The 15,023-nt window shown below is 61.4% G+C and carries 12 protein-coding genes; 9 read left to right on the forward strand and 3 right to left on the reverse strand.

Annotation, left to right across the window (positions count from 1 at the left end):
- The first annotated feature begins 54 nt into the window (after window positions 1-54).
- Window positions 55-1,083, forward strand: a complete 1,029-nt coding sequence (pseG, locus tag ASE13_RS04900) for a UDP-2,4-diacetamido-2,4,6-trideoxy-beta-L-altropyranose hydrolase (RefSeq protein ID WP_235536931.1) — start codon at window positions 55-57, stop codon at window positions 1,081-1,083.
- Window positions 1,084-1,119: 36 nt separating this feature from the next.
- On the opposite strand, the gene ASE13_RS04905 is transcribed toward pseG, so the two are convergent.
- Genes ASE13_RS04905 through ASE13_RS04915 form a run of 3 tightly spaced genes read right to left on the reverse strand, consistent with a single transcriptional unit; the run spans window position 1,120 to window position 3,637 of the window.
- Entirely contained in the window at window positions 1,120-2,055 is a 936-nt protein-coding gene (locus ASE13_RS04905) for an ATP-grasp domain-containing protein (RefSeq protein ID WP_056612203.1), read from the reverse strand.
- Window positions 2,052-2,747: a metallophosphoesterase family protein gene (locus tag ASE13_RS04910; RefSeq protein ID WP_056612206.1), complete on the reverse strand. Its 696-nt coding sequence runs from the start codon at window positions 2,745-2,747 to the stop codon at window positions 2,052-2,054. Before ASE13_RS04910 ends, ASE13_RS04905 begins: the two co-directional genes overlap by 4 nt.
- Window positions 2,744-3,637, reverse strand: coding sequence for an SDR family NAD(P)-dependent oxidoreductase (locus tag ASE13_RS04915; protein WP_082596363.1), 894 nt, complete (start codon window positions 3,635-3,637; stop codon window positions 2,744-2,746). The genes ASE13_RS04910 and ASE13_RS04915 overlap by 4 nt, the downstream gene beginning before the upstream one ends.
- A gap of 7 nt (window positions 3,638-3,644) precedes the next feature.
- On the opposite strand from ASE13_RS04915, the gene ASE13_RS04920 reads away from it, so the two are divergent.
- From ASE13_RS04920 to ASE13_RS04955, 8 genes are all read left to right on the forward strand, one after another.
- Window positions 3,645-4,685 carry a methyltransferase domain-containing protein gene (locus tag ASE13_RS04920; RefSeq protein WP_200955573.1) on the forward strand — a complete coding sequence of 347 codons (1,041 nt, stop codon included), beginning with the start codon at window positions 3,645-3,647 and terminating at the stop codon, window positions 4,683-4,685.
- 193 nt (window positions 4,686-4,878) lie between these two features.
- Complete coding sequence (gene pseI / locus ASE13_RS04925; RefSeq protein ID WP_056612212.1) at window positions 4,879-5,931, forward strand: pseudaminic acid synthase; 1,053 nt, start codon at window positions 4,879-4,881, stop codon at window positions 5,929-5,931.
- Between the two features lie 20 nt (window positions 5,932-5,951).
- Window positions 5,952-7,235 (forward strand): hypothetical protein, encoded by a 1,284-nt coding sequence (locus ASE13_RS04930; protein ID WP_056612216.1) that lies wholly within the window; start codon window positions 5,952-5,954, stop codon window positions 7,233-7,235.
- A complete protein-coding gene (asnB, locus tag ASE13_RS04935) occupies window positions 7,223-9,064 on the forward strand; it encodes an asparagine synthase (glutamine-hydrolyzing) (RefSeq protein ID WP_056612219.1) in 1,842 nt (613 codons plus the stop codon). The genes ASE13_RS04930 and asnB overlap by 13 nt, the downstream gene beginning before the upstream one ends.
- The gene (locus ASE13_RS04940) at window positions 9,057-10,295 is read left to right on the forward strand and encodes a hypothetical protein (RefSeq protein WP_056612222.1); all 1,239 of its coding nucleotides are present in this window, start codon (window positions 9,057-9,059) and stop codon (window positions 10,293-10,295) included. The genes asnB and ASE13_RS04940 overlap by 8 nt, the downstream gene beginning before the upstream one ends.
- 225 nt (window positions 10,296-10,520) lie before the next feature.
- On the forward strand, window positions 10,521-11,429 hold the full coding sequence (locus ASE13_RS04945; protein WP_056612225.1) for a glycosyltransferase: 909 nt from the start codon (window positions 10,521-10,523) through the stop codon (window positions 11,427-11,429).
- A 7-nt stretch (window positions 11,430-11,436) separates the two neighbouring features.
- On the forward strand, window positions 11,437-12,915 hold the full coding sequence (locus ASE13_RS04950) for a lipopolysaccharide biosynthesis protein (RefSeq protein ID WP_056612227.1): 1,479 nt from the start codon (window positions 11,437-11,439) through the stop codon (window positions 12,913-12,915).
- 115 nt (window positions 12,916-13,030) lie between these two features.
- The gene (locus ASE13_RS04955) at window positions 13,031-14,938 is read left to right on the forward strand and encodes an acyltransferase family protein (RefSeq protein ID WP_082596365.1); all 1,908 of its coding nucleotides are present in this window, start codon (window positions 13,031-13,033) and stop codon (window positions 14,936-14,938) included.
- The last annotated feature ends 85 nt before the right edge of the window (window positions 14,939-15,023 follow it).

Here is a 15,023-nt window from a genome sequence, read left to right on the forward strand (position 1 = left end):
ATGGACGTCGCCTTTCGCGTCGATGCCTCACTCGACATCGGCGCCGGGCACGTCATGCGATGCCTGACCCTTGCCGACGCCCTTCGAGAAGACGGAGGCCGCGCCACGTTCCTGTGCCGCGAGCATCCCGGGCATCTGGGCGAGATGGTGCGGAGAAGGGGCCATTCGCTGGTAATGCTTCCGCCCGAGCCGGGCTTCGCCTGGGCGGAGACTCCCGTGCATTCCCGGTGGCTGGGTGCTTCCGGGAAGCGCGACGCGGCGCAGAGCATCGCCGCGCTGGGCGGCGCTTTGCCGGACTGGCTGATCGTCGATCATTATGCGCTCGAGCGGGAGTGGGAAGAGACGCTGCGGCCTTATTGTCGCCGATTGATGATCATCGATGATCTTGCCGATCGCACCCATGATTGCGATTTGCTGCTCGACCAGAACCTCGTCCATGATGCCTCGTCCTATCGGTCGCTCGTGCCTGCGCAGTGCCGGCTGCTGCTCGGTCCGGAGTTCGCATTGCTTCGGCCCCAGTTCGCCGCCACCCGCGCGCGCGCTCCGGCCCGCCCGCCGACCTCGGTGGCGACGCGATGGCTGATCAGTCTCGGCGGCGTGGACAAGGACGACGTGACCAGCCGGGTGTTACGCTGCCTGCGTGAAATGCCGCTCCCTGCGGAAACGCGGATCGATGTCGTGATGGGGGCAAGCGCGCCATGGACGGCAGAGGTCCGCGCGGTCGCCGCCGAGATGCCTTGGCCGACCCATGTTCTCGCCGACGTCTCCGACATGGCGGGCCTGATGGAGCAATGCGATCTCGCGATCGGCGCCGCCGGGGCGACGAGCTGGGAGCGCTGCTGCCTCGGCCTGCCTGCGGTGACGCTCGTGCTCGCGGAGAACCAGCGTGAAGGCGCCCGCATGCTCGAGGCCGCCGACGCAGTGATTTCCATCGACGACCTAGCCCGCCTCACCACCGACCTGCCACGCGCGGTGATGCAATTGATGCAGCCCGCCGTGGCATCACGCATGCGCCGCAGTTGCGCCGCAATCACCGACGGCCTTGGCACGGCTCGCGTCGTGCAAGCCTTGACCGCAGGCTGAGCCGGAGCAACCCGTTGCGGCCCGGTTTACGTGACATCATGTCGGGGGAAGGATATATTCCTGCACGCCCCGAAAAAAGCGGGTGCCTGTAGCCGGAGCCAGATAGGGCGGAACGGGCTCGCCAAGTGCCGCCGCGATCCACCACCGCAAATCGTGGAAGCCCAGCTTGTCGCGAAAGACCAGCGTGCTCGAGAGCCGCGGATTTATCTCGAAGAGGAGAGGGCCGGCAGCGGTGCGCCGCAGCTGGACGTTCATCACGCCATCGAGAGAAAGCACTTCCGCGATGCGGGCGACATATTGGTGAATGGCAGGATCATCCACTACCTCGCCGCTGCCGGTGAAGCCGCCCTGCAACTTGCGCCGCATCACCATTATGCGTGCAGGCACCTCGCGGGTGCAAAACACGGCACAGGTGTATTCGGCGTCGTCGGGTGTCAGATAGGCCTGCCAGACCAGCGCTCCGGCTTCGATGGCGTCGAGCTCGGCGGGCGTGTCGATCCGCCGCAGACCCTTGCTGCCCTGTCCCGAGCGCGGCTTGACGATGACCGGAAATCGCGTGGGCACATCTTGCCCGACCAGACCGTGTTCCGGAACCGCTACGCCCCGTCCGTCGAGGAAGTCGAGGCATGCATGCTTGTCCAGTCCGTATCGGACCACTTCGCGGCTCGACGACAGGATCCGGGCACCGGCGATCTCGGTCGTGCGGTCGAGAGCGTGGATCTCCGCTTCGCTGGTCGGAAGGACCAGCCCAATACGGTTTGCCGTCACGAAATCCCCGAGCCAGCCGAGATATGCCGGATCGGCAGCCCGCGGAGCGACGGGGCATCCGTCGAACAGCCGGGTGCCGGCATGGTTGGCGTGGATATCGGCTCCCCAGAGCACGCCGCGCCATTCCCAATCGCGAAGGATCCTTCCCGCGCCAAAACCGATGTCGCCGGCGACGCCGGTAACCAGGATGTTCGTCGATTTCATCGTTCGAGAATTTTCCAGAGATAGGCCAGTTCGGGGTCTCGCGCCTTTGCGGCGGCCGCAACGGCGTCCTTGTCGAAGTTCCGGCGCCGAAACTGGACGACTCCGGTGTCGGTCAGGACCAGGGCATAGCTGGCGAGGCCGCCAACGTCTCGAGGCTGCCCCACCGATCCCGGATTCAGGAGAAGCCGCTCGCCGGACGCGTGCACGAACGGATAGTGCGTGTGGCCGAATATGGTGATGTCTTCGCCGGAATGATTGGCGAGCAGCTTGGCGGCGTCGGCGTCGGGATAGATATATTCATCGGTCGAACGGAGGCTGCCGTGCCGCATGAAGAAACGTCTTCCGCCGATTTCGACACTGGCCTGTTCGGGCAGTTGGTCCAGCCAGGCCAGATGCCCGGCATCGAGCTCCGAAAGGCATACGTCATATCCCGAGCCATATTTCTTCCGGTAGGAATCCCTGCAGGAAGCATCCGCGACATACTCCCGGAAGATGTCTTCGTGGTTCCCGCGGATGCAGATGAACCTTCCATCAGCAACGATGCGATCGATCGTTTGCCTCGGCCAATAATAATAACCGACGACGTCGCCGGCGAACAGAATCGTTTCAACACCGGCACGATCAAGGTCGGACAAAACAGCCTCGAGCGCGAACCGGTTCGCGTGGATGTCGGAAAGGATCGCGACCTTCACGCCGCAAAGTCCCGGATGATTCCGGAGAGCTTCCCGGCCACCGCCGCCGCCGTCTGAAGCTGGTTCTCGCGCGCCATGGCACGGAAGGCATCGACCTCGGGCATGTCCTCCGGCGCGCTCTGCCGGATCCTCGCCTGCATCGGCGTATCGATGACGCCGGGATCAAAGTGCAGAACGGAGACGCTTTCTTCCTCCAGCGCCAATACGTCCAGCGCCGATCGAATGGCCGCCTTGCTCGTGCAATAAGCCGTCCACCCGGCAACCGGCCGAAGCGCAGCGCCCGAAGTAACGTTCAGAACCAGCAGGGGTATCGATCGAGCCCGGGCGACGCGTGCAAGATGCTGCGCGATAGCCAAAGGCGACGCGAAATTGACGTTCATCGCCTTGTGGAGTTCGATCGGATCGATACGGGCGAAGCTGGCGATCGGCTCGACCGTTCCGGCGTTGTTCACGAAAATCAGCCGGGCGACGTCCGGCGCGATCAGGATGCCATCCGCGTCGAAACGGTCTTGCGACAAGTCGCGCTGCAGAAACGTCTCGGCGCTCCCGGGCCCTTCAGTCGCACTGCGCCCGATCAGGATGCGCTGGTCGCCAGCGAAGATTTCGCTGCGCAAGGTCTCGCATACAGCCTTGCCCAAGCCTTGCGATGCTCCGGTCAACACGATGCTTCGGCGTGGCGGCGCGCTATGCGGCATTGGTACGGTTCCGCTCCCTGATCGGCTCTTGTCCACCGCGCCGCCTAACGCGATTTTCGGGGGCTGGATAGCCGGGCCTCGTCTCTGCGATGGGAGGGCAGGCGAACGCAGCATGACCCGTTTTCGACAGTCACCGCACTGCTTGTATTCCGAGGCCAATATTCTAAGGCCAACTCTGAACGATAGGCCCGTCATCTCGCGAATGCCAATCCTCTTGGCAACGCCGCGGACAATCTGCCATGTGTTTCGGGAGCAAATGGTGCGATCTGAGTTGCTTGAAATTTTGCGATGCCCAAAATCGGGAGAGGCGCTTGTTCTCGAAGAGCCGATTTACGAAAAGGGCCGCGTCTGTGAAGGGTGGCTGGTCGCTGGCGACGCAAGATATCCGATTCGAGACTTCATTCCGCGTTTCGTTCCCGCGTCCAACTATGCCGATAATTTCGGGATGCAGTGGAATCTCTTCAAACGGACTCAGCTCGATAGTCATTCAGGCCTTACGCTAACTGCCGATCGCTTCTGGGGCGCTACCGGGTGGACTGTCGAGGACCTGGCAGGTGAATGGGTGCTCGATGCGGGGTGCGGATCGGGCAGGTTCGCGGAGATTGCACTGTCGAGCGGGGCCAATGTCGTGGCGATCGATTATTCGAGCGCGGTCGACGCATGCTACCAGAATCTGTCGGAACATCCGAACCTCGACGTGGTGCAGGCCGATATCTACGCGCTGCCGTTTGCGTCAAACTCTTTCCCTTACGTCTATTCTCTGGGGGTGCTGCAGCACACGCCCGACGTCCACCGCGCTTTCCGCGCTTTGACGGAAGCGGTGAAACCCGGCGGAAGACTGTGCGTGGACTATTATTGGAAGCGGCTGCGCACGATGCTGTTGCCCAAATATGCGCTTCGGCCGATCACGCGGCGCGTGCCCGAGGAACGCCTGCTTGCCTTCCTGCAGCGCCATCTCGGAAAGCTTCTCGCGGCGAGTGGATTCGTGGGACGAGTTCCGCTGATCGGTCGTGGTCTGCAGCGCCTCGTGCCGGTCGCCAACTATAGCGGAATATATCCGCTGAGCGAGGCGCAGCTGCGCGAGTGGGCCTTGCTCGATACCTTCGACAATCTGGCGCCGCGATACGACAACCCGCAATCGGCCGTTACTGCGCGGCGCTGGTTGGAGGAGGCCGGGTTCGACGATGTCGAGGTGTTGCAGGTCGCGCATCTCGTCGCGCGCGGGGTCAAGCCGACGGGATAGCCTCCAACTGCCGGCGGGTAGATCATTGCCAGCCCCGGTGATCTCGTGTTTAGGAGTGCCTACGGCGCGCGCTCGAATGCCGACCCGGTGACGGGATGCGATTTGTTATTGTAGATGATACGGCGGCAGCGACGATTCGATTTCTGACGGTTCGCGCGAGCGGCGTCAAACGTTCCCGAGGCACTCACTCTCCATGACAGAGCATACAATCCAGATCGCCGGCCGCCCCATCGGCCCGGATCACCCGCCTTATGTGATCGCAGAAATCTCCGCCAACCATAACGGCAGCTATGAAATGGCGCTGAAGATCATGGAGGCGGCCAAAGAGGCGGGAGCGGATGCGGTCAAGATCCAGACCTATACCGCCGACACGATTACCCTCGATTGCGACGACGATGCCTTTCGCATCAAGGGCGGGCTCTGGGATGGCAGGACGCTCCACGACCTCTATCAGGAGGCGCATATGCCATGGGAATGGCACGCGCCCCTGTTCGAACACGCGCGAGCGCTCGGCATCACCCTGTTCAGCTCGCCGTTCGACCCCAGCGCAGTCGATCTGCTCGATAGCCTCGGCGCCCCGGCCTACAAGATCGCGTCGTTCGAGGCGGTCGATACGCCGCTCATCCGCTACGCGGCCAGCAAGGGCAAGCCGATGATTATCTCCACCGGCATGGCAGATGCCGAAGAGATCGGCGACGCCATTGCGGCTGCGCGCGCAGGCGGCTGCGAGCAACTCGCCATCCTGCACTGCGTTAGCGGCTATCCGGCGCCGGCGCGGGACTATAACCTTCGCACGATCCCGGACATGATCGCACGTTTCGGCCTCGTGACGGGCCTGTCCGATCACACACTGGACAACACTACCGCCGTGGCGAGTGTCGCGCTGGGGGTTTCGGTGATCGAGAAGCACTTCACGCTGGATCGAAGCGCCGGCGGTCCCGACGACAGCTTCTCGCTCGAGCCGCGGGATCTCGCCGAGCTGTGTCGGTCGTCGCGCACCGCCTGGGAGGCGTTGGGGAAGGTCGATTATGGCTGCAAGTCGAGCGAGCAGGGGAATATCCAGCTTCGTCGCTCGCTTTATTTCGTCAAGCCACTGCGCAAGGGCGATGTCATCGCCGCAGACGCGGTCCGCAGTGTCCGGCCCGGCTACGGCATGGCACCCAAGCATCTCGATCTGGTAGTCGGCAAACGGGTTTCGGCGGATGTTTCGTACGGGACGCCCGTCACTCCCGACGTGCTTTCATGAACCAACACCCACGTCGCGTGATGAAGACGGTTCTGGGTTTCGACAGCTGGACGGGAGGCGCGGCCAATTTTGCCCGCCTCGTGCCGGCATTTCGCGAACACGGTCTCGATCTCGTGGTGCTGCACATCGGATCCTGGGGTGGAGATCCGGGACGGCCTGCGCGCGAGTTCAAGGGCGACCTCGAGTTGCGCGACATCAGCCATTATGGCGGAAAGTCGATCGACGAAGTGCTGGAAGTGGAGCAGCCCGCCGCCGTGCTCTTCCTCTCGAACGAGGTTTTCGCGCACCGGGCGTTCAATCGGTATAGCCTCGCCGCCGGCATCCCGACCTTGCTCCTCTATCACGGCCTCGTCAGCGTCCAGGGTGTGGCGAGCGAAAAGCCGTACAAGGTCAATCCGCTCAGTCAGGCACGCTTCGTTCTCGAACGCTTGCCCAAGGCGTTGCTGAGGATCTGGCCGGCTTATGGGCGGGCGCTGGTGAAGACGTCCGCGACGCGCGAGGACTGGACCCGCTTCGTCAAGGACATCTTCAACATGGGGTTCGGGCGCTACAGCGTACGTGCTGCGGAGGACTCGCGCACCACGCGCGTCGCGGTATACACCCAGGCGGACCAAGCGCATGCCATCGCCAAATACGGGCAGCCGCCGGAAAGTGTCGCGATCGTCGGCAATCCCGATCTCCATGCCTTCGGCGTCGGGCCCGCGGATCTCGGAATCGCTGCGAGCGCGGCGACGGTCGAGCGGTCCGAGATCATCTACATCGACACCGGCCTGATTTACGCAGGCATGGTGTTCGACGGAGCCGCGGAGTTTCTGGAGCATCTCGAGCGGACGCACGACGCACTTCGACGCGCATCGAAGACTCTGGCGATCAAGCTGCATCCCGATCATTTCCGGACCGACATGCCCGACCGGATCGCCGCCCTCGGCATCGAAATTCTGAACAATCAGAATTTCGTATCGCGATTGAAGGCGTGCGCGGCGGCGATCGTGGAACCGTCCACGGCGGCACTGATACCGGGCCTCGTCGGGGTCCCCTTGCTCCTCGCGGGCTATGGCAAGCTTTCGGGCCAGGCCTTTGGCGAGGTTCTGACCAGCTATCCGAGGGCGCGGCATCTGCTGGATCCGTCGGCGGTCACCGATCTGCTCCTCGAAGAATCCCGCAGCTTCGATGCGGAAGCGATTCAGCGCTGGCTCGACGCGAACTCCGGACCGCTTCCCGGGGAATTGATGCCGTCGCGGGTGGCCGCCACCATCATCGAAATGATCGAGACTGCAGGGGCGAGCCTATCATGTGCGGCATAGCCGGATTCATTCGCCCCGGAGGCCTTCAGGTAGAGACGGCCTCGAATATTCTGCGTGCGATGACGGACAGCATCGCGCATCGCGGCCCCGACGATGCCGGGCAGTGGTTCGCCGCCGATGCGGGCGTGGCGCTCGGCCATCGCCGCCTCGCGGTCGTCGATCTCACCGAAGCCGGGCACCAGCCGATGGGCTCGCCCTGCGCAAGATACGTGCTGATCTTCAACGGCGAAATCTACAATCACCGCGAGCTTCGCAGTGAGCTCGGTGATCGCCAATGGCGCGGACATTCGGATACCGAGACCCTTCTCGCGGCGATTTCCGCCTGGGGCCTGAAGGCCGCGCTGCAAAAATGCGTCGGGATGTTCGCACTTGCGCTGTGGGATGCCAAAGAGCGGTGTCTCAGCCTCGCCCGCGACCGCATAGGCGAGAAGCCGCTCTATTACGGGTGGAATCGCGGTGTGTTCCTGTTCGGCTCGGAATTGCGCGCCTTGCGAGCATATCCGGACTTCGAGGCGGCGATCGAGCGGCAGGCGCTGGAGCGGCTGGTCCGGCAGGGTTATGTTTCCGGCGCACCTTCGATCTTCAAAGGCATACAGCGGGTGCCCCCGGGCGCGATCGTGGCCCTGGACGCGACGGGCGAAGTCGGCAGCCCCGTGACCACCACCGCCTATTGGAGTCTGCACGACGCGGCGCTGGCAGGGGCGAGAAATCCGTTTGCGGGATCGCCCGAGGACGCGGTCACCGAGCTCGAGCGACTGGTGGATCAGTCGGTTGCCGGCCAGATGCTCGCGGACGTGCACTTGGGGGCGTTTCTCTCCGGAGGAGTCGATTCGAGCGTCGTGGTGTCGTCGATGCAGAGGGCGAGCAGCAGGCGCGTCAAGACCTTCACGATCGGTTTCGAAGAAGAGCAGTATAACGAAGCGGATCATGCGCGTGCCGTTGCCGCGCATATTGGCACCGAGCACACCGAATTCTTCGTGACGCCCGAGGATGCGCTAGCGCTCGTGCCGCAATTGCCGAACGTATATGACGAGCCGTTCGCGGATATGTCGCAAATTCCCACGATGATGGTGAGCAGGCTCGCCAGAGCCGAGGTCACCGTGGCGCTTTCCGGGGACGGCGGCGACGAGCTGTTCTGGGGATATGGGCGTTATCCGCAGGCGCTCGACAATTGGGCGAAGCTGTCTCGGCTGCCGCTGTGGATGCGCAGGGGCATCCGGCCGCTGCTCCCGCACGGGCCGATCCGCTACGGTTTCGACAAGCCCGACATCCAGCAATTCTATCGCTACCTCAACACCCAGTGGAAGCATTGCGCCGACCTGGTCCTCGCTGCCTCGCCGCTCCCCGAAGAGGCAATTCCTCCCGAGCTCGGCCCGGTTGGCGGAATGGTGCTGTCCGACATGACCGGTTATCTGCCCGACGACATCATGGTGAAGGTGGACCGTGCGGCGATGGCGTACAGCCTCGAAACGCGCGCGCCACTCCTCGATCATCGCCTGGTGGAATTCGCGTGGCAGTTGCCCGGCGAAACCAAGATGCGGGGGGGCGTGGGCAAATGGCCGTTGAAGCAGCTGCTCTATCGGCATGTGCCTGAAGCGTTGGTGAATCGGCCCAAAATGGGCTTTGGCGTGCCGATCGCGGACTGGCTGCGGACCTCGCTGCGCGACTGGGCGGAAGCGCTACTGGACGAGCGGCGGCTACGTCAGCAAGGATATTTCAACGCGGCAGCGGTTCGCGCGGAGTGGGATGCGCATCTGGCGGGAACGGACCGGCATTATGGGCTGTGGGCGATTTTGATGTTTCAGGCGTGGATGGACTCTCATGATTGATCGCTCGATCAAATATCCTGCCAGATTCTCGATATTCCTGGTCACGTTGTGTGCGACGCCCGTCGTGGACCGTTTGGCGAGCCTGTCGGAGTACGTCACCTATATCAACACCTTCTATCGGCTGCTTTCGCTGGCCACGTGTCTTGTGGTGTGCGTCGGTTTCCCGAAGATAGTTACTCTATCGTCGAGGGCTCTTTTGATTCCGGCCATCTATGTGGTTACGTTCATAATCACATCGATGCGTGGAGTTAACCCTGAATTTTCCATAGACAACAGGCTGTTTCTTCTGCCGTTGATCATGGTAGATTTTTTCCAATGGTTTTTGGCCGGTCTGATTTTCAATGAAAAATCATTCCAGAAGAAAGTGTATTTCTACGGAGCAATTTACGGTTTTATCTCCATCGTTCTCGCTCTGACTGATCTGATTGACGTGGATCAGGCGCGAGTCATCGCTGGGCCCGACATTCCCGTCGCCCTGGTGGCCGCGATCGCCTCGAATCAAGTAATATACGCGGTATTTCTGATGGTGGCGGCCATCGGCTCCCTCAAGAAGACCGTGGTGCTATGCTCGGTGGGCGGCGCGGCTATTGCGTTATTCTTGATGCGGGTGGGGCGGACTAAAAAGAAAAAGGTCGGAGGAAAGAGGTTCAAATATCCGGCCTTCCTGCAATTTACCATTTTCGTGGGAATCGTGATTCCGTTCTTGTTTGTCGCCTTCCCTTATATCGATCAAACCGTCGTTCGTTTGTTTGGCGAGCAGGAGGATGTCATGCGAACTGCGATGTTCGATGAATTTAATTACCTCCTGCCGATATATTTTCCTTGGGGCACCGGATATTACACGTTCGGATATTTGACCCGAGATACCATCAGTTACGGCACGTTGACGGCCGATGGTCGAGAAGTTTTGGGGATGTCTCTCCATAATACAATTTTGCACGTCCTCCTGGAGGGTGGCGCGATCGTTTTTGGATGCTTTGTTATTTTGTACAGTGCATCCATTGTGTACGCGATAAAGCTGTTCAAATCCCTGGAAACCAGGCCCGTGGCTATCGTTATGCTGTCTTGGCTGTTCGTCGCACTCGTGTACGGGTTGACAAACCAGCTACACGCGACCCGCTATTATTTCGGCATAGTCGGATTTTGCTACGGCGTTTACTACCGTTATCGCCAAGTACAATTTACCGGTGTGAGGAACGCGTTGTTTGTTCGGGACGGGATCAGCATATGATCGCTCTGCGGATCGCCACTGCCCGGAAGTTACATGCGATTTAGCGTTTATCATAACGATAGCATTCCGACGTCTGGCCGGAGATTTTTCGGAGCCCTTTATCGGGAGCTTTCGAAGCATCCGGACTACCGGTCGACCGGCTACGACGTAATTCTCTGCAATATCTCCGTTCCGATAACACGCCTTCTCGTAGAGAAAATGCGAGGCAGGCGCGTGGTTTTGCGCGTGGACGGCTTGTATTTCGACAAGCTTTCCGACCGCCATCTGCGTGCTTTCGCCTGGCCTGTCCGGCTGGTGCTCCGCGGCCTGAGAGCAGTATTCGGGCAAAAGGGCCTGGCTGCGGACCTCGCGAATTTCATCAGCGGGAACTGGTCGGGCTTCACCCGCATGCTGTTTGCCGATCATATCGTCTATCAGTCGGCCTATTCGCGCGAGGTCTACGCCCGCTATTTCCGTTGGAAGCCGAGTTCGGTGGTGGTCAATGGCGAGCAATATCAGGGCGGCGAGCGAGTCCCCGTCGCGGCCGTGGATGATCCGATCCGGGTCGTGACGGTGTTCGACTCCTGGAGGCCGAGCAAGCGGATGGGCGAGACCATCGAGTTCGTGCGATGGGCGAACGAAGTGAAGGGAGTGCCACTCGCCTTCACGTTGCTTGGATATACCGGTCGTTTCTCCGCCGACACGCCGTCCGAGACAAGGGAGATCGTCGAAGGCAGCCGCTATATAGAAGCGCTCCCCCCCTTCGCTTCGTTCGACGGCGCGGTTGGAGAGGTGCTGCAGAGGGCGGACCTCTATCTCACGTTTTCGCATCGCGACGCCTGTCCGAACGTCGTCATCGAATCAATGGCACGCGGTCTGCCTGTGGTGGCGATCGACAGCGGCGGGATGGCGGATATCGTCGGCGATGCGGGGATCCTGCTTCCGGCCAATGACGACGGCAGCTATTTCACGGCGGCGCGGTACGATGGCGGGTTCCCGCCGATCGCCTTCGAGGAAGTCCTGCAGGCAGTGCAGGCAGTCGCCGGGAATCAATCGCAATTCCGCGCCAAGGTCCGGCAAAGGTTCGAGACGGATCTGGATCTCGCGCTCGTGGCGGACCGGTATCTGAAAGTGCTCGAATCGGTGTCGAAGTGATCGCGTGATGTCGGACCAGAATTATCTTTACCGGGTGCTGGGCCTCAGCTTCTTGCCCCGGGTGCTGACGTTCCTGCTTACGCTGATCAGCTTCCCCCTGATGGTGCGTGGACTGGGCGCGAGCGAATATGGCATCATCGTCTATCTGACTTCGGTCGCGATCGTCCTCGAGATTCCCGCCGGCTTCGGAGTGAGCGGCGCCGTGGGGAGGGCGATGGCGGTGCGTCGCGCTTCGGCGCCCCATAAGCTGCGCGAGGAATTGGCGCGTTGGGCGCGCTGGCAGCTGACGGTTTGCTTCTGTTCGCTGCCGATCTCGGCAGTCATCGGCTATCTGGCGGTCACCATATGGATCCAGCAAGCTATCCCGCTAGGGTTGCTCGCAGTAGTCATCCTGTCGCTCTACGTGTCGGTGTTCACTTCCTTTTCCAAGGCGGTCCTGACCTCCATGCTTCGTTTCAAGCATCTCGCGATGCTCGAGGCGTTCGAGTCATTGACGCGCTCGGCGGGCTGGTTCGCCGTCGGCATTTTCTTCAAGACCGTGTGGGCACTGGCGCTGGTGCAACTCGCCACCGCCGTTTGCGTCATGGGCTTGGCGATCTACTTTCTCACCAGGTCGCTGTCGGACATTCCTGCTGCAGACGAGGACATGATGGACGAGGCGGCAACCGCTGCCCTATCTCCTGACGGAATGTTCCGTCAGAGCGTCGCGTTCCTCATGCTGCTGCTGGGAACGCGCGCTTATCAGGCATTACCGGTTATGCTGGTCAGCAAGCTGCTCGGTTTCGAAGTGGCCGGCATTTTGGGTGCATTTGGGAGAATTGCCGAGCTGGTCAACGTGCCCTTCGTTGTCGTCGGCAATGCACTCATGGTCAGGGTGCCGGAGATCCACACCCGGGGCCTCGTGGTCATTACGCGTTACTGGGATATGCTCTCGCGTCTCGCAGTCGTGGCGCTCGGCGTCGGCCTCGGCTTCTGGCTGATAAGCGATGAGGTCTCCGCGTGGATGCTTCCTGATTCCGCTCTCGCGCCATCCCTGTTTGCTATCCAGTCTGCGCTAATCTTCTTCCGGGCGATATCGGATCTCGCGGCGCCGGCGGCGGATTATGTCGGCGGGTTGAAGAGGAGAGTCTATTTCCTCAGCGGTTTCGCCGCGCTGCAATTGCCGCTGATCTGGCTCGGATGGTGGCTGGGCGGCGTACATTGGGCGGTGGCGGCGATGGTGCTTTCTTATTCGACGATGGTCGTTGGCTATATCGCGATCGCAAGAAGCGTATTCTTCGGCGGCGCTCGATACTGGCCCCCTGCCGTCGCGATCACCGGCGCCATGGTCGTTGCGATGATCGCAGGGGCGGCGACGCTGAGTTTCGGCGCCTGGTATTGGCGGATCGGGGTCTTCGCATCGCTTTGCCTGGTTGCGTTCCTCGTTCTCCCGCCACTGCGGCGCAGTTTCTGGCCGACCCGGCTCATCCGCTTTGATTTCCTCTGAGGCCGGAATCGCATCCACCGATCGAAGAGTTGAAAGTTGTCTTTTCAAATGTCCGTCAGCAATGGATGTGCGCCGTCAGCCGGTGTCGACGCTGGCGGAGGGGCGGGGGTTCTAGGTGCAATACAGGCCTGAAATCGACGGGTTGCGATCGGTCGCAGTGGTCCCCGTCGTTCTTTTCCATGCGGGCTTCTCGCTGTTTGGCGGCGGCTTCGTTGGCGTGGACATCTTCTTCACGATCAGCGGCTACCTGATCACCTCTATCATCCTGAGTGAGCTGGAAGCAGGCAAGTTCACCTTAGGGAGGTTCTACGAACGCAGAGTACGGAGAATATTGCCGGCACTGTTCTTCGTGATGCTTTGTGCGATTCCGCTGTCGTTGCTGCTCATGCGGCCGCCAGAGCTCGTCGAATTCAGCGAGAGCGTCGTTGCCTCTACCTTCTTCAGCTCGAACATATTGTTCTGGAGAGAGGGGGGGTACTTCGGAACGGTAAACGATATCAAGCCGCTGCTGCACACCTGGAGCCTGTCGGTCGAGGAGCAATATTACATATTCTTCCCGCTTGTTGTAGCTGCCTGTTACAAGCTCAGGCGCAGCTGGGTCCCTTATCTGATCGCGCTTGCGGCCGTTGCGAGTTTCGCGATCAACCTCCTGGCTCTGCAGCTGAGCTTCGTGTCACTCGAAGCGACGTTCTTCCTGCTTCCGACCCGCGCCTGGGAAATCCTCTTCGGTGCGCTGTGCGCACTGCTTCTCAGGCGACATTATGCGTCGCCCTTTCGGCTGTTCGGCCATCATGTCCTCCGCGAAGCGCTCCCGCTTCTGGGATTGTCGATGATCGGTGCGTCGATATTTCTGATGGACGGGAGCGTGCCGTTCCCCTCGCAGTTCGCCTTGCTGCCCGTGATAGGCGCCTGCCTTATCATCCTGTTTTGCGCGGCGGACACGCACGCGTATCGACTCCTCGCAAGCCGGCCGTTCGTCGGGGTAGGGCTGATCAGTTACAGCCTCTACCTGTGGCATCAGCCCATTCTGGCGTTCATACGTCTCGCCGTTCCGCTCGATCACCGGCTGACCTTCGTCTGGTTCGGTCTCGCGCTGCTGATTCCGCTTTCTTTCCTCAGCTACAAATATGTCGAAATCCCCTGCCGGGGACTGAAGACCTCACGGGTTGCCTTGAGACCGTTGCTGGCCGGCCTGGGGTGCACGGCGCTGCTGTTCATCGGGTTCATGGTTGCCGTCGAGTGGAGCAAGGGGTTTCCGCAGCGATATTCGGCCTCGGATCAGAAGCTCGCGTCGGTCAACGCCCGCGCCCTGGGCGACTATGTCGCGCCGCGTTTCGAGGCGCTGTACCTGAAGGCGTTCGCCCAGGACGGGCGCAGCCGCATATTGCTGATCGGGGACAGTTTCGCGCAGGACTTCCTCAATATCGTGCACGAGACCGGCAGAGACCGGAATGTCACCATTTCGACCTTTCACATCACCGCTGCCTGCGGCAATCTCGACGTCGACGATCGGCTGGTGATGCCGAAACTCTCCCCTGCAAACCGCATCCGGTGCAACCTCGAGCCGCGGTACAAGCATCCCGAGCTGGCGAAGCGACTGGCCGAAGCGGATCATATCGTCCTCGTTTCCTCCTGGGAGGAGTGGCAGGTCCCGCTGATCTCCGCGTCGCTGCAATCGGTCGCCCGCAAGTCCAAAGCCGACGTGACGGTCATCGGGCGAAAGGATTTCGGCGACATCGATCTGAACGCCTATTTGCGGGTGGCCGGGCCCAAACGGCGCGACCTGCGCAACGCGGTGACCCCCGAGCATCTGCGGACCAACGCGCTGATGCAGCGTCTTCCTGCGGACTGGTTCGTTGATTTTCAGACGATCGTATGCGGCGATCCGCGAACTTGCCCGCTCTTCACCGAGGACGGATCGCTGATCAGTTTCGACGGACATCACCTGACTCGGGAGGGGGCGATCTATTCCGGCCGGAGGCTGTTCGGCGCTTCAGAGCGTTTGCGCGCGGTGTTTCCATGAACGCGCGATCGGCAGACGTCGCTGGCCAAAGTGGAGGATATCCACTAGGCGGGCAGGGAGCCGCCCGGCATGGCAGCGGCTTGCG

This window comes from Sphingomonas sp. Root241 (assembly GCF_001428865.1).
GTDB lineage: Bacteria > Pseudomonadota > Alphaproteobacteria > Sphingomonadales > Sphingomonadaceae > Sphingomonas.

What these genes read in the sequence shown, in the direction of transcription:
- pseG (WP_235536931.1), top strand. Translation starts at nt 55, where the DNA reads ATGCGATGCCTGACCCTTGCCGACGCCCTTCGAGAAGACGGAGGCCGC.
- ASE13_RS04905 (WP_056612203.1), bottom strand. Translation starts at nt 2,055, where the DNA reads ATGAAATCGACGAACATCCTGGTTACCGGCGTCGCCGGCGACATCGGT.
- ASE13_RS04915 (WP_082596363.1), bottom strand. Translation starts at nt 3,637, where the DNA reads ATGACGGGCCTATCGTTCAGAGTTGGCCTTAGAATATTGGCCTCGGAA.
- ASE13_RS04920 (WP_200955573.1), top strand. Translation starts at nt 3,645, where the DNA reads ATGCCAATCCTCTTGGCAACGCCGCGGACAATCTGCCATGTGTTTCGG.
- pseI (WP_056612212.1), top strand. Translation starts at nt 4,879, where the DNA reads ATGACAGAGCATACAATCCAGATCGCCGGCCGCCCCATCGGCCCGGAT.
- ASE13_RS04930 (WP_056612216.1), top strand. Translation starts at nt 5,952, where the DNA reads ATGAAGACGGTTCTGGGTTTCGACAGCTGGACGGGAGGCGCGGCCAAT.
- asnB (WP_056612219.1), top strand. Translation starts at nt 7,223, where the DNA reads ATGTGCGGCATAGCCGGATTCATTCGCCCCGGAGGCCTTCAGGTAGAG.
- ASE13_RS04940 (WP_056612222.1), top strand. Translation starts at nt 9,057, where the DNA reads ATGATTGATCGCTCGATCAAATATCCTGCCAGATTCTCGATATTCCTG.
- ASE13_RS04950 (WP_056612227.1), top strand. Translation starts at nt 11,437, where the DNA reads ATGTCGGACCAGAATTATCTTTACCGGGTGCTGGGCCTCAGCTTCTTG.